This window comes from Leifsonia sp. EB34 (assembly GCF_041260585.1).
GTDB lineage: Bacteria > Actinomycetota > Actinomycetes > Actinomycetales > Microbacteriaceae > Leifsonia.
The window spans coordinates 230,898-254,919 of the sequence record NZ_JBGCCV010000002.1 but is presented as its reverse complement, the minus strand read 5'-3'; the positions used below and the strand labels follow the sequence as shown (position 1 = coordinate 254,919).

General features: G+C 71.1%; 20 protein-coding genes. 6 read left to right on the top strand and 14 right to left on the bottom strand.

Annotation, left to right across the window (positions count from 1 at the left end):
• Nucleotides 1-21: 21 nt before the first annotated feature.
• The 3 genes from ABIA36_RS10665 to ABIA36_RS10655 form a co-directional block, all read right to left on the bottom strand.
• The gene (locus ABIA36_RS10665) at nt 22-1,203 is read right to left on the bottom strand and encodes an ROK family protein (protein WP_369962338.1); all 1,182 of its coding nucleotides are present in this window, start codon (nt 1,201-1,203) and stop codon (nt 22-24) included.
• Nucleotides 1,204-1,322: 119 nt separating this feature from the next.
• The gene (locus ABIA36_RS10660) at nt 1,323-3,080 is read right to left on the bottom strand and encodes an RCC1 domain-containing protein (protein ID WP_369962337.1); all 1,758 of its coding nucleotides are present in this window, start codon (nt 3,078-3,080) and stop codon (nt 1,323-1,325) included.
• Nucleotides 3,081-3,327: 247 nt separating this feature from the next.
• Nucleotides 3,328-4,542: an NADP-dependent isocitrate dehydrogenase gene (locus tag ABIA36_RS10655; protein WP_369962336.1), complete on the bottom strand. Its 1,215-nt coding sequence runs from the start codon at nt 4,540-4,542 to the stop codon at nt 3,328-3,330.
• A 147-nt stretch (nt 4,543-4,689) separates the two neighbouring features.
• Between ABIA36_RS10655 and ABIA36_RS10650 the strand changes: the two genes are divergently transcribed.
• The 3 genes from ABIA36_RS10650 to ABIA36_RS10640 all read left to right on the top strand — a co-directional run bounded on the left by ABIA36_RS10650 (nt 4,690) and on the right by ABIA36_RS10640 (nt 5,990).
• Complete coding sequence (locus ABIA36_RS10650) at nt 4,690-5,142, top strand: GNAT family N-acetyltransferase (RefSeq protein ID WP_369962335.1); 453 nt, start codon at nt 4,690-4,692, stop codon at nt 5,140-5,142.
• Nucleotides 5,126-5,464, top strand: coding sequence for an MGMT family protein (locus ABIA36_RS10645; RefSeq protein WP_369962334.1), 339 nt, complete (start codon nt 5,126-5,128; stop codon nt 5,462-5,464). The genes ABIA36_RS10650 and ABIA36_RS10645 overlap by 17 nt, the downstream gene beginning before the upstream one ends.
• A gap of 85 nt (nt 5,465-5,549) precedes the next feature.
• Nucleotides 5,550-5,990, top strand: coding sequence for a hypothetical protein (locus ABIA36_RS10640; protein ID WP_369962333.1), 441 nt, complete (start codon nt 5,550-5,552; stop codon nt 5,988-5,990).
• 27 nt (nt 5,991-6,017) lie between these two features.
• On the opposite strand, the gene ABIA36_RS10635 is transcribed toward ABIA36_RS10640, so the two are convergent.
• From ABIA36_RS10635 to ABIA36_RS10625, 3 genes are read right to left on the bottom strand one after another with little or no spacing between them, the layout of a single operon-like run.
• A complete protein-coding gene (locus ABIA36_RS10635) occupies nt 6,018-7,802 on the bottom strand; it encodes a sensor histidine kinase (protein WP_369962332.1) in 1,785 nt (594 codons plus the stop codon).
• A gap of 7 nt (nt 7,803-7,809) precedes the next feature.
• The gene (locus ABIA36_RS10630) at nt 7,810-8,499 is read right to left on the bottom strand and encodes a response regulator transcription factor (RefSeq protein WP_369962331.1); all 690 of its coding nucleotides are present in this window, start codon (nt 8,497-8,499) and stop codon (nt 7,810-7,812) included.
• Nucleotides 8,500-8,557: 58 nt separating this feature from the next.
• Nucleotides 8,558-8,905 carry a response regulator gene (locus ABIA36_RS10625; RefSeq protein WP_369962330.1) on the bottom strand — a complete coding sequence of 116 codons (348 nt, stop codon included), beginning with the start codon at nt 8,903-8,905 and terminating at the stop codon, nt 8,558-8,560.
• A 199-nt stretch (nt 8,906-9,104) separates the two neighbouring features.
• Here ABIA36_RS10625 and ABIA36_RS10620 point away from each other — a divergent pair, with 199 nt between their 5' ends.
• Together ABIA36_RS10620 and ABIA36_RS10615 are read left to right on the top strand one after the other, a co-directional pair.
• The gene (locus ABIA36_RS10620; RefSeq protein ID WP_369962329.1) at nt 9,105-10,118 is read left to right on the top strand and encodes a hypothetical protein; all 1,014 of its coding nucleotides are present in this window, start codon (nt 9,105-9,107) and stop codon (nt 10,116-10,118) included.
• 159 nt (nt 10,119-10,277) lie between these two features.
• Nucleotides 10,278-11,954 carry a hypothetical protein gene (locus ABIA36_RS10615; protein ID WP_369962328.1) on the top strand — a complete coding sequence of 559 codons (1,677 nt, stop codon included), beginning with the start codon at nt 10,278-10,280 and terminating at the stop codon, nt 11,952-11,954.
• Nucleotides 11,955-12,024: 70 nt separating this feature from the next.
• On the opposite strand, the gene ABIA36_RS10610 is transcribed toward ABIA36_RS10615, so the two are convergent.
• Together ABIA36_RS10610 and ABIA36_RS10605 are read right to left on the bottom strand one after the other, a co-directional pair.
• Complete coding sequence (locus ABIA36_RS10610) at nt 12,025-13,839, bottom strand: ABC transporter ATP-binding protein (RefSeq protein WP_369962327.1); 1,815 nt, start codon at nt 13,837-13,839, stop codon at nt 12,025-12,027.
• The gene (locus tag ABIA36_RS10605; protein ID WP_369962326.1) at nt 13,836-15,680 is read right to left on the bottom strand and encodes an ABC transporter ATP-binding protein; all 1,845 of its coding nucleotides are present in this window, start codon (nt 15,678-15,680) and stop codon (nt 13,836-13,838) included. Before ABIA36_RS10605 ends, ABIA36_RS10610 begins: the two co-directional genes overlap by 4 nt.
• A gap of 396 nt (nt 15,681-16,076) precedes the next feature.
• Between ABIA36_RS10605 and ABIA36_RS10600 the strand changes: the two genes are divergently transcribed.
• On the top strand, nt 16,077-16,544 hold the full coding sequence (locus ABIA36_RS10600) for a hypothetical protein (RefSeq protein WP_369962325.1): 468 nt from the start codon (nt 16,077-16,079) through the stop codon (nt 16,542-16,544).
• A 12-nt stretch (nt 16,545-16,556) separates the two neighbouring features.
• Here the strand turns inward: ABIA36_RS10600 and ddaH are convergent, their stop codons facing one another.
• The 6 genes from ddaH to ABIA36_RS10570 all read right to left on the bottom strand — a co-directional run bounded on the left by ddaH (nt 16,557) and on the right by ABIA36_RS10570 (nt 24,009).
• Nucleotides 16,557-17,759, bottom strand: coding sequence for a dimethylargininase (gene ddaH / locus ABIA36_RS10595; protein WP_369962324.1), 1,203 nt, complete (start codon nt 17,757-17,759; stop codon nt 16,557-16,559).
• A 108-nt stretch (nt 17,760-17,867) separates the two neighbouring features.
• Nucleotides 17,868-18,923, bottom strand: a complete 1,056-nt coding sequence (locus tag ABIA36_RS10590; RefSeq protein ID WP_369962323.1) for a Glu/Leu/Phe/Val dehydrogenase dimerization domain-containing protein — start codon at nt 18,921-18,923, stop codon at nt 17,868-17,870.
• A gap of 109 nt (nt 18,924-19,032) precedes the next feature.
• Nucleotides 19,033-20,613 carry a bifunctional phosphoribosylaminoimidazolecarboxamide formyltransferase/IMP cyclohydrolase gene (gene purH, locus ABIA36_RS10585; protein WP_369962322.1) on the bottom strand — a complete coding sequence of 527 codons (1,581 nt, stop codon included), beginning with the start codon at nt 20,611-20,613 and terminating at the stop codon, nt 19,033-19,035.
• Nucleotides 20,610-21,203 (bottom strand): phosphoribosylglycinamide formyltransferase, encoded by a 594-nt coding sequence (gene purN, locus ABIA36_RS10580; RefSeq protein ID WP_369962321.1) that lies wholly within the window; start codon nt 21,201-21,203, stop codon nt 20,610-20,612. The genes purH and purN overlap by 4 nt, the downstream gene beginning before the upstream one ends.
• 89 nt (nt 21,204-21,292) lie before the next feature.
• Entirely contained in the window at nt 21,293-22,567 is a 1,275-nt protein-coding gene (locus ABIA36_RS10575) for a DUF6350 family protein (RefSeq protein ID WP_369962320.1), read from the bottom strand.
• 56 nt (nt 22,568-22,623) lie between these two features.
• A complete protein-coding gene (locus tag ABIA36_RS10570; protein ID WP_369962319.1) occupies nt 22,624-24,009 on the bottom strand; it encodes a hypothetical protein in 1,386 nt (461 codons plus the stop codon).
• Between the last annotated feature and the right edge of the window lie 13 nt (nt 24,010-24,022).

Sequence of the window (24,022 nt, the reverse complement as noted above, 5' to 3'; positions counted from 1 at the left end):
CGTAGATCGGGCGGTGCTGTGTCACGAGACCCCGAGTTGTCCGGAGAGGACGAGTACGGCCGCGCCGCGCAGGACGATGTCCTGCCCCTGCGTGGTCATCCGGACCGCGAGGTCGGCGTGGTTCTCCGCCATCGTCCGGTTCCGGAGTGTGAGGATGGTCGCCTCGGCGAGGGGGCCATCGAGAAGGTCGGTCGGGCCGCTCAGCACGAGCTCCGACAGGTTGAGGGCGCCGACGACGGGCGCCAGGGAGATGCCGAGCCGCTGGCCGGCCTCGCGGAGGACCGGGGTGGCGTCCCGCCCGGCGGCCTCGGCTTCCCGGATGCCGCGCCGGAGCTGCGGCACGCTGAGCCAGTGCTCGAGCACCTGCTCGCGGGTGTAGGTCGCGTCCAGGCCCAGGTCGGTGCCGACCATGACCTGGCCGATCTCGCCCGCGGCGAAGTGGCTGCCGTAGACGAGCGTTCCGGCGATGATGAGGCCCGCGCCGATGCCGTGGCCGACGCGGATCAGCATCATGTCGCCGGTCGCGCCGCCGTAGCTGTGCTCGGCGAGCACGGCCGCGTTGGCGTCGTTCGCGACGACGACCGGAAGGCCGGTCAGCGCGTGGAGGTCGTCCTGCAGCCGCACACCGCTCCAGCCGAGGTTGGCCGCGGTCAGGATGGTGCCGCTGAGGTCGACGACACCGGGCGAGCCGACGCCGATCCCGAGGATCGGGGCGGTCGCGGCGGCGACGAGCTGCGACACCAGCGCGCGCACTTTGGCGAGGGCCGCCTCTCCCGTCGCCGGCTGCCCGTCGCCGTCTTCGAGCGGCACCTCCGCCGAGGCGAGCAGTTCGCCGTCGAGGTCCATCACCGCGCCGCGGAAGCGGTCGTGGTCGCTGAGGTCGACGCCGACGATCTGGTGCGCAGTCCGGTTGATGTCGAGGAGGACGGCGGGCTTGCCCGGGCGGGCGGACTCCCGCTGCCCGAGCTCGACCACGAGTCCCTCCGCGAGGAGGTCGGCGACGAGGTCGGAGACCGTGACGCGGGTCAGTCCGGTGTCCCGGGCGAGGTCGGCCCGGCTGCGCTGCCCGAAGCGGTAGAGGGTCTGGAGCACCAGCGAGCGGTTGTGGCTGCGTGCGTGCTCCGGGAGGACCTTGGAGCGCGGACGGAGCGCCTTGCCGGGGCCGAGGCTTCCGGTGCTGCCGAGCACATCCGTCGTGGTCATGTTTGTTAGTAAAGCTTACGAACAAAAGAAACGCAAGCTTCGATTCCAAGTCGTTACCTTTCGTGGCGAATGCCGCCCTTCGCGACGCAAAGGGCGGCATCCGGTACGAAACGCGCGGGTCAGACCTTCACGACCGCCCAGTTCTGCAGGCGCGAGCTCGTGATGTCCGTGACGTCCTTCAGGTACAGGGCCTTCCGCGGGAAGTAGTCGTACGCAGTTCCGTTGCGGAAGTAGTTCGTGGTCCCGTTCGCGAGCTGGCCGTAGCCGGGGCGACCCCAGGTGACCACGCTCCCGTCCATCAGCAGGGCCATCGACGAGTTGTCGCCGAACGCGAGCTTGCTCACTCCGTCGAGCTGCTTGCCGTCCGCATACGTCGGGCTCACCGGTGCGTAGACGGTCCCTGTCGAGCCGTTCCCCAGAGCACGGTTGGACGGGCGGCCCCACGTGCGGACCGTCGTGTCCGCGAGCACGGCGCCGAGCTGGTATCGGTTGGCGGCGATGGACACCGCGCTGTCGATGCCGGAGACCCGCACCGGGAAGGCTGCGCGGCCCGTGCCGGTGCGCCCGTCGCCGAGCGAGTGGTACGCGCCGGTCCCCCACGTGAAGACGAGACCGGACTCGGCCAGCGCGACGCCGCCGTAGGTCTTGCCCGCGACCTGGATCCACTTCTCCGACGGGGGCAGCACCACCTGCACGGGCACGCCGCCTCCGGCAGCGTTCGTGGTGCCGTCCCCGCGAGCGCCGTACCCGCCGTAGCCCCAGGCCCAGACGGTGTTGTCGCCCCGGACCGCGTACATCGTGTTGTACCCGCCCGAGATCTGGATGACATCGTCGATGCGCACCTTGCTCGGAACGGACTGCTGCACGCCGCTGATGCGGCCGTCGCCGTTCAGGCCGTTACGGCCGTCGCCCCAGCTGAACACCTCGCCGGTCGCGGTCAGGACGGACGTGTTGAAGTAGGTGCCCTCGACCTGGACCGGACTCGCCGCTGCGACCTCGGCACCGAGCTCGAGGAGCACCGGGGTGCTGCGATTGAGCCTCCCCTGCGGCTCGAGCGCGTAGTAGGTGCCGCGCCCCCAGCCCCAGACCTGGTGGTCGCGGTCGACGATGAAGCCGCGGTCGCCGTGCGAGTGACCGAGGTGCTCGGTGGCGACGTGCGGAGCGAGAATGAGTGCCACGGGCAGGGTGGTGTTGGTTCTGACGACGCCGATGCCGGTCGCTCCCGGCGCGCCGTTGTAGCCCCAGCCCTGCAGGGCCAGCGGCTGGGAGATGCGCAGAATGGCCTCCGCCGTGGCCGTGTTGCTGTCCCGCGTGACGATCGCGGTGACCGCCAGCAGACCCGACGGGTGGCCGACGGTGACGACGGACGGCACCGCGAGCCCGGACGCGTCGGTCACGACCGTCTCCGTCAGAACGCCGCCCGCGAAGGTGGCAGACGGCTCGCTGCCGCCCCCGCCCGTGGTGGTGTCGTCCTCACCGGTCGACGTGTCGTCGTCCTCGAGGCCGTTCTCGTCGCCCGCGTCCGTCTCCTGCGGGCCGATGGTGAAGATGACCGTCGCACCGGCGGCCGGGAGGCCGTTCGAGGTGACCAGGAGCGCGACGCGGCCACTGGTGCTCTCGTCGTACGCGCCGTCCGGGACGGTCGAGTAGACGGGGCTCGTGAACTCCGCCGCGAGGGGCGGCCCGGAGGGCGCTGGGGACGTGGCCGCGGCGGGCGACGCGACGGACAGCGCGATCGCCGGGGCAACCCAGGCGGCGGTCTTCGCGACCGTCCGTCGTGAGATCCCTGACACCTCGGCGGGCGGGGTCGGGGAAGAGGGCAGCGCGTCGTTCGCGTGCGTGCCTTCGTCGTCGGTGGTGCGCTTGCGTGTAGTCATGGGCCCTCCAGCGATATCGATCGGAAAATATCTATGGTGATATTTCTACCGGATGAATCGCCGCGGTAACGTGCGAGAACCGCTCACACGGCACCCGGATCCGCGCGAGCTCGCGCGCCGAGCTGAATCAGGTGACGCCGGGGCTCACCTGCGAAATAACCCGCACGCCCGCGCGCTGCGGGCACGAAAAACCGCCCAGGCGCGAGACGATGCTCGCGGCCTGGGCGGTTCAGCGGACGCCGGGCACTCAGGCCATGCGCGCCTTCAGGTTCTCGCTGATCGCGTCGAGGAACTCCTCGGTGGTCAGGAACTTCTGCTCCGGGCCAACGAGGAGCGCGAGGTCCTTGGTCATCTTGCCCTCCTCGACCGTCTTCACCACGACATCCTCGAGGGTGTGGGTGAAGTCGATCAGCTCCTGGTTGCCGTCGAGCTTGCCGCGGTGCGCGAGGCCGCGCGTCCAGGCGAAGATCGAGGCGATCGGGTTGGTGGAGGTCGGCTTGCCCTGCTGGTACTGGCGGTAGTGGCGGGTGACCGTGCCGTGCGCGGCCTCCGCCTCGACGACCGAGCCGTCCGGGGTGGTCAGCACCGAGGTCATCAGGCCGAGAGAGCCGAAGCCCTGCGCGACGGTGTCGGACTGCACGTCGCCGTCGTAGTTCTTGCAGGCCCAGACGTAGCCGCCCTCCCACTTCAGGCTGGAGGCGACCATGTCGTCGATCAGGCGGTGCTCGTAGGTGAGGCCGGCCGCGTCGAACTTCTCCTTGTACTCGGTGTCGAAGACCTCCTGGAAGAGGTCCTTGAACCGGCCGTCGTAGGCCTTGAGGATGGTGTTCTTGGTCGACAGGTAGACCGGGTACTGACGGTCGAGGCCGTAGTTGAACGACGCGCGGGCGAAGTCGCGGATGGAGTCGTCCTGGTTGTACATGCCCATCGCGACGCCGGCGCCCGGGGCCTGGTAGATCTCGAAGGACTGCGCCTCGCCGCCGTCGGCCGGCTGGAAGCTCATGGTCAGCGTGCCAGGGCCGTCGAAGGTGAAGTCGGTGGCGCGGTACTGGTCGCCGAAGGCGTGACGGCCGATGACGATGGGCTTGTTCCAGCCCGGGACCAGCCGCGGGATGTTGGAGATGATGATCGGCTCGCGGAAGACGACCCCGCCGAGGATGTTGCGGATGGTGCCGTTCGGGCTCCGCCACATCTTCTTGAGGCCGAACTCCTCGACACGGGCCTCGTCCGGGGTGATGGTCGCGCACTTGACGCCGACGCCGTGCTTCTGGATGGCGTGCGCGGCGTCGATCGTGATCTGGTCGTCCGTCTCGTCGCGCTTCTGGATTCCGAGGTCGTAGTACTCGAGGTTCACATCGAGGTACGGGTGGATGAGGGAGTCCTTGATCGCCTTCCAGATGATCCGCGTCATCTCGTCGCCGTCGAGCTCGACGACCGTTCCATCAACCTTGATCTTGTCCACTGGTTCTCCTGAGGTCTGTGCCGTTTTTCAGCCGGAGACAGCTTACCCGAGTCCGGCAACTATCTTGACATCGAGACAGTTTTGCCAGCGCACGGTCAGGCCTCCCCCCGACTATGCGGGAATCGCCTCGCACGTTACCCTTTCGTTATGGCTGAGTTGAGACTGGAAGAGTTGAGCGCGAAGACCGTCGTGGCGGCGAACGCGCTGTCCCTGAAGCCCGGCCAGGAGCAGTTCATCGCTCCGGTGTCCTACTCGGCCGCGGCCGCAGTGGCCGACCCGTCGACGTCGTGGCAGCGCGTCGTTCTCGACGGCGACGACGTGGTCGGCTTCATCATGGGCGACTTCAACCCGCACGCCGAGCACGACGAGTTCAAGGCGATCCTCTGGCGCATCAACGTCGACGCAGACGACCAGGGCCGCGGCATCGGCACCTTCGCCGTCAAGGCCCTCGCCGACGAGGCGCGCGACCGCGGCGTCAGCCGCCTCCACGTGATCTGGGAGTCCGGCGAGCTCGGACCCGAGCAGTTCTTCCTGCGCACCGGCTTCCAGCCGATCGGAGAGACCCAGTACGGCGAGACCATCGGTGCCCTCGACCTCTGAGCCGACGCCCGACCACGCCGGCGACGACTTCGCCTCGCGCGTGCTCGCGGTCGTGGACAGCATCCCGCCCGGCCGGGTCATGACCTACGGGGACGTCGCGGCCACGCTCGGATCGCGCGCGGCGCGCATGGTCGGCCAGGTGATGGCCTACTCCGGCGGCGAGGTGCCCTGGTGGCGCGTCGTCCGCGCGAGCGGCCACCCTCCGGCGAACCACGAGCACCTCGCGCTGGAGCACTACCGCGCCGAGGGGACGCCGCTGCTCGGCGGTGGAACGGCGCCGTACCGGGTGGATCTGAGGACGGCGCGGCACGACACACACTGAGGTCATCCTCCCGATCGATGCGAGTCCTCAGCTTCATGGTGTTGACTGGACGGGTCTGTCCATGTGAACCCGTCCAGGAGCGTCCGTGCCCCGTACCCGTCGTCTCGGCTTCGCCGTCGCCGCCGTCCCCCTCGTCGCCGCCCTCTCCGGGTGCTCGGTCGTGGCGGCGTTCACCCCGCACGTCGATCCCGCGATCTACGACACGGCCAAGGAGTTCAACGCGGCGAACACGTCGCGGATCGGCTCGCCCTCGTTCGTGCCCGACGACGCGACCGTGATCCGGGTCGACTACGACACGCAGACCGGCGAGGCGATCATGACGTTCACTTCGCCGACGCTGCTCAAGAAGGACGTCTGCAAGCTGACGAACGTCGCGCCGCCCAAGCCGACCATCCAGGACAGCTGGTGGCCCATCTCCGGGATCCCGGCGAACGCCTCCTACTCCTGCCCCGGAGGGTGGAGCGGCTTCACCATCGCCCAGCAGGTGTACGCCATCCGGCCCGCCACCGCCGCTACGCACAAGTGACCGCTCGCGCCCGCTGACGGGTCGCGTTCAGGGCCTGCTGCCCTCCGCCACCTGAGCGGGCAGGACGAGTTCCACGATCGTCCCGAGTCCGGCCACCGACCGCACCTCGACGTGGCCGCCGACGGTCTCGACCCGGTCGCGCAGGCCCTCCAGGCCGCCGCCTGGCTCGATGCGCGCTCCCCCGTTGCCGTCGTCCTTCACGGTCACGGTCACCGCGTCGCCGTCGCGGGCGACGACCACCGCGCAGGTGCGGGCGCCGGCGTGCTTGGCGGCGTTCGCGAGGCACTCCGAGACGCAGTAGTAGATCGTCTCCTCCACCACGTCCGGCAGGCGACCGGCCGGCTCCACGCGCACCTCGACCGGCGTCGGGCTGCGCTGGGCGAGCTCCTCCAGCGCCGAGCGCAGGTCCCCGTCGGTCAGCACGGTCGGGTGGATGCCGCGGGCGAGCTCGCGGAGCTCCCTGAGCGCGTCGGCGAGCTGCGCCGACGCCTTCTCCAGGTCGCGGACCAGCTCCTGCTGCCCGGCGGCAGCGGCCTTCGTCGTCGCGATGCGGAGGCCGATGGCCAGCGAGACGAGCTGCTGCTGCGAGCCGTCGTGCAGGTCGCGCTCCAACCGCCGCCGGGCGAGGTACCCCTCCTCCACGATGCGCAGCCGGGACTCCCGCAGCTCCTGGATGGTCTGCTCCAGCCGCCCGCGCAGCCGGTCGTTGTCGACCGAGAGCAGCAGGGCGGATGAGACGGCGTCGAGCAGCCGGTCGTCCTGGCTGAGCGCCACGTCGTGCTCGATCAGGGCGATCGGGCCCTGATCCGAGTCGATCGCCATCGTCGACCGGCCGGGTCGCTCGGGCCGGCCGCCGTCGGGCACCGCGTCCCCGGCGCTCGTGCGGTACGCACGCCGATGCTCGTCCCACCAGTACACGCGGAGCGAGTGGTCGTGCAGGGTGCGCGCGAGGCTGGACTCCCAGAGTGCCCTGTCCACCTTGTCGCGCGCGACGATGACCAGGTCGGCCACCCGTGACCGCAGCCCGCGCGCGTAGAAGACGCCGCCGACGTAGGCCGGCGGGATGAGCCCGATGGCGATCGGCGGGACGAACTGCAGCCAGCCGCTGTCCCAGCCGAGGGCGAAGCTCACCGAGTCCTGCACCGTGCCGTAGCACCACAGCAGCAGAGCGAGCGGCATCACGAACGACACCCGCCTGGCCGGGAGCGAGCTCGTGACCCAGCGCACGGCCAGCCTCCCCGCGACCGTCAGCAGCAGCACGACGCCGACGACGCGCCACGCGACGCCGAGCCAGTAGTCGGCGTCGGGGCTCGGCAGGATGGCGTACGGGTTCGCCACGCAGCCGCAGTCGGCCGGCGCCGGCGAGGAGAACAGCAGGATGCCGAAGAACCGCACCAGGAACGCGCCGCTCAGGGTGTACGCCACGACGCGGTCGAAGCGCGACACCAGGTGGCCGCCCGGATAGGTCAGCACCAGGATGCCGACCAGCACCGCCCACAGGTCGGTCACGCCCTCCACCAGCGGCCACAGCCAGCCGAGGTCCCGGGTGAGCGGGTACCAGGCGCCCGCCGCCCAGAAGAACGCCGCGCCCACCATCAGCCAGCCGGGCGCCGGGCTGCGGATCGCCCGCCACGCGATGACGGCGCAGACGACATAGTCCAGCGCGACCGCGACGAACACGATGGCCCAGCCGAGGCCCTGCGGCCGCGGACCGTAGTCGTCGGTCAGCGCGCTGAACACCTGCGCGAGCACGTTCGCGGCGATCGTCGCCGTGACGGCTGCGGCCCGCAGCCAGAGGCGCCCGCCCTCCATGACCGCCTCAGGCGTCCCGGCCGAGGAAGCGCAGCACCGCGAGCACGCGCCGATGGCCTTCGGTGGTCTCCTCGATGTCCAGCTTGGCCATGATGTGGCCGATGTGCGACTCGACGGTGCGGAGGCTGAGGTGCAGGGCCGCGGCGATCCCCGCATTGGAGAGGCCCTCCGCCATCAGCCGGAGGACATCGACCTCCCGCGACGACAGCGACTCCACCGCGGCCTGCGTCGACCGCGCGGACACGAGCACCTGCACGACCTCCGGGTCCACGACCGACCCGCCGGCTGCGACGGTGCGCACCGCGTTCACCAGCGCGTCTGCGTCCGCGACGCGGTCCTTCAGCAGGTAGCCGGTGCCGCTTCCCGCGCTCATGGCGCGGATCGCGTACGCCGCCGTCGTGTACATCGAGAGCAGGAGGACGCCGACCTGCGAGCCGGACGCGCGCAACGTCTCGAGCGCGCGGAGGCCTTCGTCGGTGTGCGTCGGGGGCATCTTGATGTCGAGCACCACGGCGTCGACGGCGCCAGGGCCGGCCGCGGCGAGCGCGTCGAGAAGCTGCTCGGCGGTGTCCACCGACACCACGACCTCCACGCCGCCCGCGCGCAGGATCTGCCCGATCCCCTCGCGGAGCAGCACAGCGTCATCGGCGACCGCCACCCGGAGCGGACGGGAACCCGAGTTGTCTCCCCCGACCACGCGCTCACCTTAGCAGGACGGGATTCGCCTCACGGGCCTGTTCCGTCTGGACACGCGGTCACCTGAGCAGGCTGCGAATCGCCTCACCGGTCAGTTCCGCCTTGGTGATGAAGCCGTCCGCCCCGCTGTCGGTCACGCGCGTCCCGTAGTCGCGCAGCGAGCGGCTGGACGTGAGCACGACGGCCGCTCCGGTCTCGTGCATCGCGGTCACCAGGTCGAAGCCGACTGCGTCGGGGAGGCCGACATCCAGCAGCACCACGTCGGGGGCGAGGGTACGGCTGAGCTCGACACCGCCGGCGCCGGTCTCGGCGTCCCCGACGACGCTGAAGCGCTCCAGCGTGAGGAGTTCGGCCGCCTGGGCCCGGAACCGTGCGTGGTCGTCGACGATCACAACACGGAGGCACATGCGTCGATTCTCTCCGGCGCCCTCTCCCCTCACATCCGTGCCAGCACGCATCGGCAAACCGGTGACCCCCCGGATGCGGGTCGCCGACCGCCGGCGAGACGATATGAGTCAAGCTCAGCAAAGCCGGAAAGCCCGCCGGCCGGCCAAAGGAACGTGAGCCTGAGGAACACGAGCCACAGGAAACCCGAGGAGAAACGCGATGTCCGCCGCAACCCGAACCGCCTTCCCGAACGGCGCCGCCCGAACGGCAGCCGGGGCGGTGGCGGCGGACCTCGACCCCCTCCCGGTGGTCGTCCTCGACCTCGACCGCGCTCGGCGCCGGTACGCCGCGCTGCGGGAGGCCTTCCCCTGGGTGGACGTGCTCTACGACGTCAGTGCGCTCGCGCACCCCCGGCTGCTCGCCGCGGTGGCGGAGGCGGGCGGCGGCTTCGCGGTGACCCACGATCAGGCGCTCCCCGCGCTGCTCGCCGCCGGCGTCGGCGGCGCGCGGACCCTGCACGCCACGCCGGTCGCCCATCCGCACGAGTCGCGCGCGGCCTACGACGCCGGCGTCCGGCACTTCGTCGCCGACGGACCCCGTGCCGTGGAGACGTTCGCGGGCGCGCCCGACGACCTGCGCGTCCTCCTGCGGCTGCGGCCGCACCTCGCGCCGCGGCCCGCACACCGCGCCGCGGGCGGGATGACACCGGCGGAGGCGCTGTCCGCCGCCGCGACGGCACGCGGCCTCGGCGTCCGGATAGCCGGGCTCTCCATCGCCCTCCCGGACAACGGCGGCCCCGCCGAATACGTGGCCGAGATCGTCCGCGCGGCCGGCGTCGCGGCCGACATCCAGGCGGCGACCGGCCTCCGGCTGCGCATCCTCGACCTCGGCGGCGGCTTCCCGGGAGGCTGCGGCGACCGCACCGCGGAGCGTGCGGAGCTGGCCCGCGCGATCCGCGGCATCGTCGCCCCCGCGACCTCCGGGGTGACGGTGACCGCCGCGGCCGGGGACACCGTCACGGCAGGGTGCGTGACCGTCGTCGCGGGTGAGAACCGGAGCGAGATCGATCCAGGGACCGCGGGCGAGCTGATCGACGCGGGCGCGGAGGTCGTGGTGCTCGACACCGACTCCTCACGTGCGCACCGCCTCCCGCTGTTGCACCTCCCGCTGGTCCGCCCGCTGGCCGCCGGCGTCCCCGAGCACCGGAGCATCCGAAGGGCACCACGCGGCTGAACCGCACAGATCTGGCCGGCGGCGGGCCGTCACCCAACCCGTATCCAACCCCTTGGCCCGCCCCCGACCACGACGACAAGCCCCGGCTCCCTCGCGGAGGGCCGGGGCTTGCCTGTCGTGCCGTGTATCGTGTGGGATGTGAAATTTGCATCGATCCTCATGGCAAGCGCCGCGCTGAGCGTCTCGGCCGTCGGAGCCGCGGCACCGGCGACCGCCGCCCCGGCCGTCTACACCGTCACCGGAACCGTCTTCCACGACGCCGACCGCGACGGCGTCCTCTCGCCCGGCGACCTTCCGCTCGCGAAGGCCGCCGTCGCGCTCTACGCCAGCGCGGAGGCCGCCGCCGCGCACACCGGCGCCCTGCGCACGATGACCACCAACGCGCTCGGCGTCTATTCGGCGACCAAGCTCCCCGCCGGCACGTACTACGCCGCGGCGAGCGCCGACGGCTACCGGCCCGGCGCCGCGGCCGCGGCCACCGTCCAAGGCCTGTCCCTGGTCGGCGTCGCGGACCTCGCAGCGACGAAGCAGACCGACCTCACCGCGACGGTCTTCGCCGACAGCAACGGCAACGGCGTCAAGGACGCCGGCGAGAGCAACCTCAACGGCAAGACGCTGATCCTCATCGACGTCCTCGCGACCCAGAAGGCTATCGAGGACGGCTCGCTCGCGTCCGTCGACGTCGGCTCTGCCGTCGCCGGCGCCCTCGGCGGCTCGCTCGACCTGGGCGACGCCGTCCGATTCCGCACGACCGCGAACGGGCAGCCGCTCACCTTCGCCGACGTGCCGGAGGGCGCGTATGTCGTGATGCGCTCGCCGTTCAACCTGACGGTCGGCGACCTGCTCGCGAACACCTCGCGCGTCACGGCCCTTCTCGACCTGATCGGCTCGGGCAGCGCGGACGCCCTCCTCGCGATGGACCCGGCCCTCCTCAGCACCGGCGACATCAGCACGACGCCGCGCAACGAGTACCTGACGACGCTCGCCTCCGGGCTCTCGCGCGCGGTCGGCGTCATCGACCGCGCCGACACCGAGCGCCTCCTCGGTGCGGAGGCGTCCGGGCAACTCGGCTCGATCACCGCCACGGTCGCGCAGGCGGCCGGCCTGCTCGCCGGCATCCCCGCGACGCACTTCGCTGTGGTGGACCACTGGGGCACGAGCTACCAGCTCACCGACCTGAAGGTGAAGAAGACCACGGACTTCCTGTTCGGCGCCCGCCAGCACGTCAGCATCGCCGGCACGGTGTTCAACGACTCCAACGCCAACGGCAAGAAGGACGGCCTCGAGACCTCCGAGTCCGTCACACTGACCGCATACCGGGCGGACGGCACAGTGCTCGGCTCGACCAAGACGCCGTCGCTGGTCGGCTCCTACAAGCTGGGTGGCCTCCCCTACGACACCGACATCTACCTGGGGCTGAGCGGGACCGCCAAGACACCGTCGGTGCGCTTCACGGGCGAGGCGCCCGCCGCGCTCGCGGACGTGACACTGATCGGCTCGTACCGGCTCTCCGGCGCTGACACCGCCGATTCGGTGACGCAGGATGTCGGCCTTGCGACGCTGACCGCGCCGGCCGCGACGGTGGGCGCCGTCTCGGCGTCGGGCACGGCGACGCTCACGCTGACGAACACCACGTCCGCGGTCGTGAGCGTCGGTTACCGCGTCAACGGCGGCGCGAGCACCGCGTCGACGGTTCCCGCGAAGCCGCTTCTGGGCTCGGCCGGGACGCGCACCCTCACCCTCACCGGCCTCCTTCCCGGCGAGAACACGGTGACGATCGATTGGTCCGCCGGTGTCTACGACGGCGGCACTGTGACCCTCTCGGTCGTCCGCTGACACGGGCGGACAGTCCGAAGGCCCCGGAACGCGAGAACGTTCCGGGGCCTTCGTCGTCGGCGCCGATGGATCAGACCAGCGAGTCCCGCCACGCGGCGTGCAGCTGGGCGAACCGGCCGGTGCCCGCGATGAGCTCGGCCGGCGAGCCGTCCTCGACCACGCGGCCGTGCTCCATGACGAGCACCCGGTCCGCGATCGCGACCGTCGACAGCCGGTGCGCGATGATCACGGCGGTGCGGTCGGCGAGCAGGGTCTGTAGCGCCTCCTGCACCAGGCGCTCGCTCGGGATGTCGAGCGAGCTGGTCGCCTCGTCCAGGATGAGCACCGCCGGGTTCGCCAGGAACGCCCGGGCGAACGAGATGAGCTGCCGCTGGCCGGCGGAGACTCGGCCGCCGCGCTTGTTCACGTCGGTGTCGTACCCGTTCGGCAGGCCCGCGATGAACTCGTGGGCGCCGACCGCCATCGCGGCCTCCTCGATCTCCTCGCGCGTCGCGTCCGGCTTGCCGAGCGCGATGTTCTCGGCGACCGAGCCGCTGAACAGGTAGGCCTCCTGGGTGACCATGACGATCGCGCGGCGCAGGTCCTTCGGGTGCATGTCCCGAAGGTCCACCCCGTCCAGGGTCACCGAGCCCTCGCTCGGGTCGTAGAACCGCGAGATCAGCTTGGCCAGCGTCGACTTGCCCGCGCCGGTCGAGCCGACCAGTGCGACCGTCTGCCCGGCCGGGATGTCCAGGCTGAACTCCGGCAGGATGACACGGTCGCGCTTGTAGGCGAAGGTCACGTCGTCGAAGCGCACGTGGCCCTCCGCCGTCCACAGGTCGGTCGGCTTCACCGGGTCGGGGACGCTCGGCTCCTCCTCCAGGACGCCGGAGATCTTCTCCAGCGCCGCGGCGGCCGACTGGTAGGAGTTGTAGAACATCGCCATCTCCTCCATCGGGTCGAAGAACCGGCGCGTGTAGAGCAGCGTCGCCAGCAGCACACCGATGGCGAGCTGACCGTCCGCGACCCGGAAGCCGCCGACCAGGAGCACCACGCCGACCGTCAGGTTGCCGATCATCACGAGGCCCGGGTCGAAGATCCCGAAGAGCTGGATGACCCGCGCGTTGACGTCGCGGTAGTCCTCCACGAGGCCGCCGAACTCCTTCTCGTTGCGCTTCTCCTTGCGGAACGCCTTGACCGCGCGGATGCCGGTCATCGTCTCCACGAAGTGCACGATCAGCTTCGCCGACGCCACCCGCGAGATGCGGAACAGCACCTGCGAGCGCTTCTGGAACCACCGGGTCAAGAAGTACAGCGGCACCAGCGAGCAGAGCAGAACGACGCCGCTCACCCAGTCGAGCCAGAACAGCGCGATCGCGATGAACAGCATGTAGAGGAAGCCCTGCACGAGCTGGTTGATGCCCGAGTCCAGCAGCTCCCGGATGGAGTCCAGGTCGCTGGTCTGCCGCGAGATGATGCGACCGGACGTGTACGACTCGTGGAACTCCAGCGAGAGCTTCTGGGTGTGCAGGAACACCCGCTTGCGCAGGTCGATCAGGATCGCCTGGCTGATCCGTGCGCTCAGCACCGTGTACCACGCGATCAGGACGGCGCCGATGACGCCGGTGATCAGGTATGCGACGCCGGCCGCGGCCACCGGGAGCCAGTTCTGGCTCTTCAGCGCCGTGATGCCGTTGTCGATGCCGAACGCGATGATCGCCGGCCCGGCCACCTGACCGGCGGTGCTGATCACGACCACGATCGCGGTCAGCACCAGCCGCGTGCGCAGCGGGTGCAGCAGCGAGCCGAGCAGGCGGAGCGAGCGCCGGCGGATCTGCCGGCTCTCCTCCTTGTTGAGGTCGTTGCGCTCTTCGCCTTCGACGCCCAGGACGGTCGCGGTGCTCACAGGTTCACCTCCTGAAGGATCTCCTCGTCGCGCTCCTCTTCGAGGGAGGAGAGGACGAAACGGTAGTGCTCGTTGCTCACGAGCAGGTCGTGGTGGGTGCCGACGGCGGTGATGCGGCCGTCCTCCAGCAGCGCCACCCGGTCGGCCAGCATCACCGTCGACGGACGGTGCGCGACGACCAGGGCCGTCGTGGCGGCGAGGACCCGGCGGAGGGCGGCCTCGACCAGCGCCTCGGTGTCGACGTCGAGCGCGGACAGCGGGTCGTCCAGCACCAGGATGCTGGGCGCTGCGGCCACGGCCCGGGCGAGCGCCAATCGCTGGCGCTGGCCTCCCGACAGGCTGAGACCCTCCTCGCCGACCTTCGTCTCCACGCCCTCCGGGAGCTCGTAGACGAAGCCGGCCTGGGCGATCTCCAGCGCTTCGGTCAGGATGCGCTCGGCCTCGGTCGAGGCCGGGTCGAGCCCGTCGCGGCCGAGCAGCACGTTGTCGCGCACGGAGGCCGAGAACAGGGTCGCGTCCTCGAACGCCATCGCGATGGCCTTGCGCAGGTCGTAGCGGGTGAGGTCCCGCACGTCCACGCCGTCCACCTTCACCGCGCCGCCGGTCACGTCGTAGAGGCGGGTGGTGAGCGCGGTCAGCGTCGACTTGCCGCTGCCGGTCAGACCGACGAGCGCCATCGTCTCCCCCGGCCGGACCGTGAGGTCGATGCCGTTCAGCAGGTCGGGGAAGCGCTCGGGCGAGTCCTGGTAGCGGAAGTGCACGTCGTCGAAGACGAGCTCGCCGCGCGGCTCGGCGATGCGCTTCGGCTCCGCCGGGTCGGTGATCGTGTTGACCTCGTCCATGACCTCGAAGAAGCGGTCGGCCGCGGTACGCGTGTCGAACGTCATCGAGAGCAGGAAGCCGATCGACTCGATCGGGAACCGCAGCACCGTCGCGGTCGCGAAGAACGCGACCAGCTCACCGACGGTCAGCTGCCCCTGCGAGGCCAGCCACACGCCGACCACCAGGCAGATGCCGAACGCGACGTCCGGGATGAGCAGCAGCCACAGCCAGATCCCCGCGACGGCCTTGGCCTTCTCGATCTCCGTGCCGCGCAGCGCCTCCGCCTGCGACTCGAACTTCTTGAGCGCGTGCTTGCCGCGGCCGAACGCCTTGAGGACGCGGATGCCGTGCACCGACTCCTCGACGGCGGTCGCCAGGTCGCCGGCCTGGTCCTGACTGCGGCGTGCCACGATCGAGTACTTCTTCTCGAAGACGAAGCCGTAGACCCAGAGCGGCGCGGACAGGACAAGGAAGATCAGGCCGAGGATCCAGTTCCAGCCGATCAGGATGGCGAAGCCGACGATGATCGTGACGACGTTGACCACGAGCAGCACGATGCCGAACGACAGCCAGCGCCGGATCAGGCTCAGGTCGCTGACGGCGCGCGAGAGGAGCTGGCCGCTCGGCCACTTGTCGTGGAACGACACTGGCAGGTCCTGCAGCTTCTCGTAGAGGGCGTTGCGCATCCGCGCCTCGACGTGGGTGCCCGGGGTGAGCACGAACCAGCGCCGGAGCGAGATGAACACGGCCTCGGCCGCGCCCAGCCCGACGACGAGCAGCGCCGCCGGCCAGACGGCCGTCGGGTCGCCGGTGGAGAGCGGGCCGTCGACCAGCCAGCGCAGCACCTGCGGGATGCTCAGCGCCACGAGGCTCGCCAGCAGCGCGGCGACCATGCCGAGCAGGATGCGGGGCGCCGCCGACTTCGCGAACGGCAGGACGCGCAGGAGCGTGCGGACGGTTCCCGCGCGCTTCTTCTGTTCTGTTTGCGGAGGGTGCTGATGGGTTTCAGCGATAGCCATGAGTTCCGTTTTCTCTTCGTGCGTTTCTTGTCTTCGTGGTGGGGTGCGGGGTCGGCTCCGACCCGATGGGCATGCCGAGAGGTCGCCAAAGGACGCGTCCATGAGGGCGTGACGTGCCAGGGCGAGGGATGCCCTGTGCAGGGTGCCGGCGGCAGTCGGCCGGAAGCGCGTACCTGGCTGGGATCTACCCGGCGGGGGTCGGCTCCGGGGACGCGTACGCGACGGCGACGAGCCCGAACACGGTCACGGTTCGTGTGTTCTCAGTCGTTGTCATGGCGTCCTCCCGTAGCCCGATGCGTCTTCCGAATGCTGCGACAAGGCAGCCCTACAGGATATTCCCAGCATCGCGGAGAACGCAAGAGCGAGTTTCGGATCGGGCGTCGATAGGCTGCGGGGATGGCCTGGCGCTCGACCCCGTTCTGGACCGTCCTCGCGGCGTTCGCCGTGTTCGCGGCGGTGGTCGGCGGCATGTTCGCGGCCGTCGCCGCGGCCGGGAGACTCGCCTACCAGGCCCACGAGACCCCGATCGAGCTGCGCGTTTCCGGTTCCTCCCCGCGCACCGTCGACCTGTACCACGCGACCTGCATCCTGCGGGCGCACGGCCGCATCGTGGTGCGCAACGACCCGACCGATCGGGTTCCCGCCCAGATCGTCGCCGACCGTCAGAACGGCGCGTTCAGCACCAGCATCTCGACGGGCGACGGCGGGACGTTCGTCTCCACCGCACCGTTCGTGCTCGACGGGGACACCGTCCGCTTCGCCGCGACGGGCGGCAGCTTCACCGACACCCGCCTCTCCGGCGAGCGGGTCGACGCCGAGGTGGCCGGATCCATCCCCTGCACGACGGACGTGTCAGGCGACTGAGAGCCGCCCGGCTCAGCGGATGCGGATGGAGAGGCAGGTTACGCACCCCTCGAGCTTCTCGAACTCCGAGATGTCCACCTGGATCACCGTGTAGCCGAGGTCCTCGACCAGCGCGACCGAAGCGGGCGCGGACGACGACATCAGCACGGTCTCGTCGTCCAGGACGACGACAGCGGTGCCGTGCGCCTCCGGGACGGGCAGGAAGCGCTGGAAGATCCGCGGGTCGTCCACGAGCGGCTCGTAACCGATGACGGTGCCGTCCGGGAGGGCGGTGACGGCGGTCTTGAGGTGCAGCGCCTTGGTGATCGGCACCGCCACGACGGTGTAGCCGAGCGGCGCGACGAGCGCGCGGAGCTGGCGGATGCCCTCCGCGTTGGTGCGGCCGCCGCGGCCGACGTAGACGGTGTCGCCCACCTTGAGGACGTCGCCGCCGTCGAGGGTGCCGGGCTCCTCGATGCGGAGCAGGCGGAGGCCCTGGGCGCGCAGTGCGGCCTCGGTGCCGGCTACCTCGGGCTTGCGCTCGTCGGCGCCGGGACGGGTGATGACGGCGGTGTCGCCGAAGACCACGGCCGTGTCCTCGACGAACACGGAGTCGGCGAGCTGGTCGGCGCTGGCGACCTCCACGGTCTGCCAGCCGGCGGCGGAGAGCGCCGCGACGTAGGCGTCCCACTGCGTGTCGGCGAGCTCGCTGTCGACGGCCTCGCGCTCGATGTGGGTGACGAGGCCCTCGGCGAGGTTGCCCGCGGGGATGCGCACCAGGGCGATCTTGCGGGAGGTGGGGGCGCCCTGCGACTCGATGGCGCCGAACACGGCGAAGCCGGCGGTCGGGAACGCGATGGCGACCGCGAGCCAGAACGGGAGGTTGATCCCGATGAACGACGACGCGATCTGTCCCCAGGCCGCCCCGGTGAGGGTGACGTTCAGCGTCGAGAACAGCACGAGCGTGCCGATCGCCGCGCTGATGAGGCCGACCAGAATGCCCGCGACCACCGCGATCCAGCGGCGGTCGTATGCGCCCAGCAGGGCCGCGATCGCCGCCAGGACGAACGCCGCGAGCGCGTTCCACCCCACGTAGGGCGTGATGCTCCCCAGCACCGCCGAGTTGAGCTGGTTCGCCACCAGCAGCACGAGCGTCGCGGCCACCAGGCCGATGGCGGCCACGGCGACGGCGGACACGAGGGAGGCGATGAGCCGGCGGGCCCAGGAGGAAGTCATGCGAACGAGCCTATCCGACCCGTCCCTATGGGAATGCTGGCATCCGGCGGCGCCGGCCGGTGGTCCCGCCATCGTCCGGAGCGGACGATGGCGGGACGCGGGAACGGTTCAGGCGTGCGCGGGCTCGCGCAGACGCGCCAGTGCGATCTCGTCGGCGGCGGCCAGCGTGGTGATCCCGCGCTCAGCGGCCACGTCGAAGACGTGCGCCACGATGTCGCCGATGCCCTCGACGCGCTCGCGGGTGGCCTCCGCCGACGGCTCGTCCTCGTTCATCATGGCGAGGAAGATGACGCCGCCGGCGTTGACGACGAAGTCGGGCGCCCACAGGATGCCGCGGGCGGCGAGGCGCTCGGCGCCGGAGCGCTCCGCGAGCTGGTTGTTCGCCGGTCCGACGACCGCCTTGACGCGCAGCTCGTCGATCACGGTGTCGGTCAGGACGCCGCCGACGCCGGCGGGGACGAACAGGTCGCCCTCCACGCGGTGCGCCTCGTCGGGCTCCACCCAGGTGGCGCCGAGGGCGTCCGCGAGCGCGCGCTTGGCCGGGTTGACGTCGGTGACGGTGAGCACCGCGCCCTCGCTGGCGAGGCGCATGGCGATGATCGAGCCGACGTGGCCGAGGCCGAGCACGGTGACGCGGCGGCCGGCCACGTCGCGGCTGCCGGTGGCGCGCTCCAGGGTCGCGAGCAGCCCGGCGTAGACGCCGGCTGCGGTCGCGTCGCTCGGCTCGCCGACACCGCCCTCCGCGGGCGGGAGGCCGCACACGTGCTCAGTGCGGGTGGCGACGACGGACATGTCCTCGGCGCTGGTGCCGACGTCCTCCGCGGTCATGTAGCTGCCGCCAAGACTCTCGACCGCGTCGCCGAGGTCGAGCATGGCCTCGTAGCGCTCGGTCGGGCTGAGCTGCTTGCCGCGCGGCAGGTAGACGACGGCCTTGCCGCCGCCGCGGTTGAGGCCGGCGGCGGCGTTCTTGAACGTCATCCCCTCGGCCAGGCGCAGGGAGTCGGCGACGGCCTCCTGCCAGGAGTCGTAGTTCCACACGCGGCAGCCGCCGAGGGCGGGGCCAAGGACGGTGGAGTGCACCGCGATGCTGATGGTGAGGCCGCTCCGCCTCCCCTTCACCACGTGCAGCGTTTCGTGCGGAAGGTCGGTGGGCAGGACGGACATCGGTGTCTCCTCGTGGGATCGCGGTGAATGCTGAGGGTCTTGTGGACCGTCGTCTATTCTCCGCGACCCCGCGAGGTGACGCAATCCGGCGAGCCGGCAGAACGCGGGCTCAGTGGAAGAAGTGGCGCTCTCCCGTGAAGTACATCGTCACCCCGGCCGCCTTCGCTGCGGCGATGACGTCCTCGTCGCGGATCGAGCCGCCCGGCTGCACGATCGCGGACACGCCCGCGGCGATCAGGATCTCCGGGCCGTCGGCGAACGGGAAGAACGCGTCCGACGCCGCGACGGAGCCGGCGGCGCGGTCGCCCGCGCGGCTGACGGCGAGGTTGCAGGAGTCCACCCGGTTGACCTGGCCCATGCCGACGCCGACGGAGGCGCCGTCCTTGGCGAGCAGGATCGCGTTCGACTTGACGGCGCGGCACGCCTTCCAGGCGAACTCGAGGTCGGCGCGCGTGGCGGCGTCGGCCTCCTCGCCGGAGACCAGCGTCCAGCCGCTTGAATCGAAGGAGTCGAACCGGTCGGCGTCCTGGACCAGAACGCCGCCGGAGAGCTGGCGGAACTCCGTCACCGACCGGGCGTAGCCCTCGGGCAGGCGGAGGATGCGGAGGTTCTTCTTGGTCTGCAGCAGCTCCAGGGCCTCCGGCTCGAAGTCCGGGGCGATGAGCACCTCGGTGAAGATGCCCTTGACCGTCTCGGCCATCGCGAGCGTCACCGTGCGATTGGCCGCGATGACGCCGCCGTAGGCGGAGACCGGGTCGCACTCGTGCGCCTTGCGGTGCGCGTCGGCGATGTCGTCGGAGACGGCGATGCCGCACGGGTTGGCGTGCTTGATGATCGCGACGGCCGGCTCGGTGAAGTCGTAGGCGCTGCGCAGCGCGGCGTCGGCGTCCACGTAGTTGTTGTACGACATCTCCTTGCCGCCGAGCTGCGTCGCCTGGGCGATGCCGCGGCCGGCCGGGTCGGCGTAGAGCGCCGCGGCCTGGTGGGAGTTCTCGCCGTAGCGGAGGGTCTGCTTCAGCTCGGCGCGCACCTCGAAGCGCTCGGCGAAGTCCGCCGTGGAGGGCGCCTCCCCCGCGAACCACGCCGCGACGGCGCCGTCGTAGGAGGCCGTGTGCGCGAACGCCTTCGCGGCGAGCGCCCGGCGCTGGTCGAAGCTCGTGCCGCCCGCCGCGACCGCTGCCGCGACCTCGGCGTAGTCGTCCGGCGAGACGACGATCGCGACGTTCGCGTGGTTCTTGGCGGACGCGCGCACCATCGCCGGGCCGCCGATGTCGATCTGCTCGACCACGTCGTTGCCGACCGCGCCCGAGGCGACGGTCTCCACGAACGGGTAGAGGTTGACGACGACGAGCTCGAACGGCTCGATGCCGAGATCGTTGAGCTGCTCCTCGTGCGAGGCGAGCCGCAGGTCGGCCAGCAGGCCGGAGTGGATGGCCGGGTGCAGCGTCTTGACCCGGCCGTCCAGCGACTCGGGGAAGCCGGTGACGCTCGCGACGTCGGTCACGGCGTGGCCCGCGTCGCGGATGGTCTGCGCGGTGGAGCCCGTCGACACGATCTCGACCCCGGCCTCCGCCAGCGTCGCTGCGAGGTCGAGCAGGCCCGTCTTGTCGCTGACCGAGATCAGTGCGCGGCGGATCGGGACGACGTCCCGTTCGCGGTAGAGGCTGGCGTCGTGGCGGGGTCCGCTCATACTCGGGAGAGCTCCTTGAGGTCGATGTGTCCGTTGGCGATGTCGAGGACGGCGTCGATCAGCAGCCGTCGCTCCACGGGTTTGATGCGTTCGTGCAGGCTGGCCTCGGTGTCGCCCGGCTCGATCGGCACGCGCTCCTGGCTGATCACCGGGCCGGCGTCGACGCCGTTGTCCACCACGATCAGGCTGGCGCCGGTCTGCGTGACTCCGGCGGCGAGCGCGTCGCGGACGCCGTGCGCGCCGGGGAACTCGGGCAGGAACGCCGGATGGGTGTTGATCAAGTGCGGCGAGAGAGCGTCGACCACGCGCGGCGGCAGCAGGCGCATGAAACCCGACAGGATGACGAGGTCGGGCTCCCAGAGCCGGATCTGCTCCAGCAGGGCGTCACCCCACTCCTCACGGCTGTCGTAGGAGGTGAAGGGCACGGTGAACGACGGGATGCCGAACTCCTCGGCGTGGTCGAGCCCGTCGGCCTCGCGGTCGGCTCCCACCGCGACGACGCGGGCCGGGAACTCGGCGTCGGAGGCGGCCTCGAGCAGCGCACGCAGGTTGGAGCCACCACCGGAGATCAGCACGACGATCGAGAGCACGCGACCAGCCTACCCACCCGGCGGGGCGCGCTCCGACCAGCACGGAAGCGGGCAGCGCTGGAGGGGCCGGTGCTGCAGCGGTCATCCACTCAGCGCCGCGCGCGGGCTCCCGCCACCAGCCCGATGACGGCGGCGACCGCCACCTCCTCCGCCGCGAGCGCGCCGACGAGCCACGGGTTCGGTCCGACGTCGTGCAGCCGGCCGGGGCCGAGCGCGCCGGAGGACCACCAGGCCAGGAGGCCGAGCTCCACACCCGCGACGACGCCGATGCCGAGCGCGGTGAGGACGAGCGCCACCACGCCGTCGGGCTGCGCTCTGCGGGTGCCGCGCAGCAGGGCGGCGGCGAGGAACCCCGCGAGCAGCGGCACGATCACGCCCGCCAGCCCGAAGGTGTAGCCGTGGGCCGGGATGACGCCGAAGAGCGGGACGCCCGGCAGCGGTCCGAGCGCGGTCCCGATCGGGCTGACCGTGGAGCCGGCGCCGATGGCGAAGCCCGGGCCGACGAGCCACGACATCAGCCAGATGACGAGGTTGGGGAGGAACGCGAGCTGGGCGACGGTCAGCGCGATTCCGCCGACGACCCCGGTCTGGAGCTGCTCGTACAGGCCGATGATCGCGCCGTAGTTGCCGAAGATGAGCAGCGTCAGGAGCAGCGCAGACAGGCCGACCACGATGGCGGCGGCCGCGCTGCCGGCGCGGAGGGCGCCGAGGACCGCGGTGCGGACCGGGGCGGGCACGGCGGCGACCCGGGAGCGGACCGCGACGGCGACCGGTGTGGCGGCGCCCCGGCCCGGCGCCGCTGTCGCAGCGCTGTCCGCCCGGTCGCCGCCGGCCTCCGGAGCCTGCTCGCGCACGCCGCGGAGCGCAGCGAACACGAAGCCGACGCCGATGCCGAGCGCGTAGACGACGGTCGGCAGCACGAAGCCCTGCCAGATCGAGGGCTGCACGATCGCGCTGCCGGCGGTCGCCGTGACCACGATGGAGATCAGGAGGAACACCGCGAGCGCGGAGACGGCCGCGGTCGAGCGGTAGGGCGTCTCGGCCGCACGCAGTCCCGTGCGCACTCCGAGGCCGGCGGTCAGCGCGGCGAACCCCAGCAGCGCGATCGTCACCGGGAACGGCGTCGCGGCGGCGGGGAGTCCGAGGGATCCGACGAGCTGCGGGTCCAGCGTCACGGTGAGGTCGACGCCGTGCCCGACCAGCCAGATGTCCGCCGTCGCGCGCCAGACGATCGCGAAATCCCCGGCGAGGTGGTACTGGGCCGCCCACAGCACGGTGAGGGGGACGAGGCAGATCGCGAGCCCGATCGCCGCGGCGATGACCGCCTCGAGCGCGGCGAGCAGGGCGACGGTTGTGCGATTCATGACCGGATGGAGCCTACCCGCCGTGCGGGCGCGAGCCCGGCAGACACTTCGCCGGCTCAGGAGACGGTCATCACCTCGGTGTCGTCGTCGGCGTCCTCCGGCACCGTGATGACGGGTCGCTGGACGAGCTCGAGGATCGCGATGACGACCGCCGCGATCACGAGGGTCCAGATGATGAGCGACGGCGTGAGCGGCCGGACGAAGAGGACGATCGCCGCGGCGATGACCGCGATCGCGGCCCGCAGCAGCACCCGTTGGGTGTAGAGCCACTCCCCCACCCGGCCGGTGGTGATCCCGTGCCGCTCCGCGGACTCCCGCACCCACGTCACCCCCGAGCCGAAGAATCCGCGCAGCTTGCGTGGCACCGCGAACGGCCCCGCGTACCAGCCGACCAGGGCGACGACGATCGCCAGCACGAGCACGGCGACACCGGTGTCCTTCATCGCCGTCGAGACCGTCGTGTAGAGCGTCGTCGCCACCCCCGCCGGCACGAGCTTCGGGGAGGCCGAGGCGATGAACACGATCTGGCCGATCGCGATGGCGGAGATCACGACGATCATCGCGATGGCCAGGGCCGACGCCGCCCCGATCAGGGCGACGGCGCGGCGGCGCGCGACGATCACGCCGAGCGCGAGCAGGCCGATCGAGACCCACGGCAGCCAGGCACCCGCGACGACCGCGAGGTTGTAGAAGACCTGGAGGGTCGGGATGGACGAGTTCTGCGCGACCGTGATCGTCTTGTCGATCGTCGGGATGCGCGACGCGAAGCTGATGCCCTGGTCCACGAGCTGCTGCTTCACTTTGTCGATGATCGGCCCGAGCTGGATGCCGACCGATCCGTCCTTGCCGATCGCGATCGCCGCCTGCGGGTTGCCTTGCATCGTCGCGACGAGCTGGTTGTGACTGACCCGCAGGGCGTCCTGCCACACCTGGGCGAAGGCGTCGGAGGCCACGAACCGGCCGACGGTGGTCTGGATCAGCGACACGATGCCCTGCGCGAGCGGCGCCTTCAGGGCCTCGAGCGCCCTCGTCGCCACGGGCCCGGTGCCGAGGCCGGTGATGCCGTCGATCACCTGCGAGGTGAGCTGCGGGATGTCGACATGCTGCTGGATGACCTTGACGGTCTCGTCGGTCACGTACGCCTGGACGCCCGGGTCGTTCGCGAGCGGCGCGTAGGTGGCGACGAACGCGTCCGTGTCGGTGAGCTGCACCTTCGCCCAGGAGGCCACAACGGCCACGGGCGCGAGGATCGCGCCGATCACGATCAGCACGACGGCGAGCAGGGTCCAGCCCCAGCCGCGCTTGTGCTTCGCCTCCGGTGCGGGCGCCAGGCCCGGCAGCGGCTCGGTCGAGTTCGGGTCCAGCCGGCTCCTGAGCGTCGCATTCTCGGCTTCGAGCGCCGCGACACGACGCTCGAGCTCCGCGTTCGTCAGACGTGGCATCGCATCCCCCTCC

What these genes read in the sequence shown, in the direction of transcription:
- ABIA36_RS10590 (WP_369962323.1), bottom strand. Translation starts at nt 18,923, where the DNA reads ATGTCCGTCCTGCCCACCGACCTTCCGCACGAAACGCTGCACGTGGTG.
- ABIA36_RS10665 (WP_369962338.1), bottom strand. Translation starts at nt 1,203, where the DNA reads ATGACCACGACGGATGTGCTCGGCAGCACCGGAAGCCTCGGCCCCGGC.
- ABIA36_RS10575 (WP_369962320.1), bottom strand. Translation starts at nt 22,567, where the DNA reads ATGAATCGCACAACCGTCGCCCTGCTCGCCGCGCTCGAGGCGGTCATC.
- ABIA36_RS10650 (WP_369962335.1), top strand. Translation starts at nt 4,690, where the DNA reads ATGGCTGAGTTGAGACTGGAAGAGTTGAGCGCGAAGACCGTCGTGGCG.
- ABIA36_RS10570 (WP_369962319.1), bottom strand. Translation starts at nt 24,009, where the DNA reads ATGCCACGTCTGACGAACGCGGAGCTCGAGCGTCGTGTCGCGGCGCTC.
- purH (WP_369962322.1), bottom strand. Translation starts at nt 20,613, where the DNA reads ATGAGCGGACCCCGCCACGACGCCAGCCTCTACCGCGAACGGGACGTC.
- ABIA36_RS10600 (WP_369962325.1), top strand. Translation starts at nt 16,077, where the DNA reads ATGGCCTGGCGCTCGACCCCGTTCTGGACCGTCCTCGCGGCGTTCGCC.
- ABIA36_RS10605 (WP_369962326.1), bottom strand. Translation starts at nt 15,680, where the DNA reads ATGGCTATCGCTGAAACCCATCAGCACCCTCCGCAAACAGAACAGAAG.
- ABIA36_RS10625 (WP_369962330.1), bottom strand. Translation starts at nt 8,905, where the DNA reads ATGTGCCTCCGTGTTGTGATCGTCGACGACCACGCACGGTTCCGGGCC.
- ABIA36_RS10660 (WP_369962337.1), bottom strand. Translation starts at nt 3,080, where the DNA reads ATGACTACACGCAAGCGCACCACCGACGACGAAGGCACGCACGCGAAC.
- ddaH (WP_369962324.1), bottom strand. Translation starts at nt 17,759, where the DNA reads ATGACTTCCTCCTGGGCCCGCCGGCTCATCGCCTCCCTCGTGTCCGCC.
- ABIA36_RS10620 (WP_369962329.1), top strand. Translation starts at nt 9,105, where the DNA reads ATGTCCGCCGCAACCCGAACCGCCTTCCCGAACGGCGCCGCCCGAACG.
- ABIA36_RS10635 (WP_369962332.1), bottom strand. Translation starts at nt 7,802, where the DNA reads ATGGAGGGCGGGCGCCTCTGGCTGCGGGCCGCAGCCGTCACGGCGACG.
- ABIA36_RS10615 (WP_369962328.1), top strand. Translation starts at nt 10,278, where the DNA reads ATGGCAAGCGCCGCGCTGAGCGTCTCGGCCGTCGGAGCCGCGGCACCG.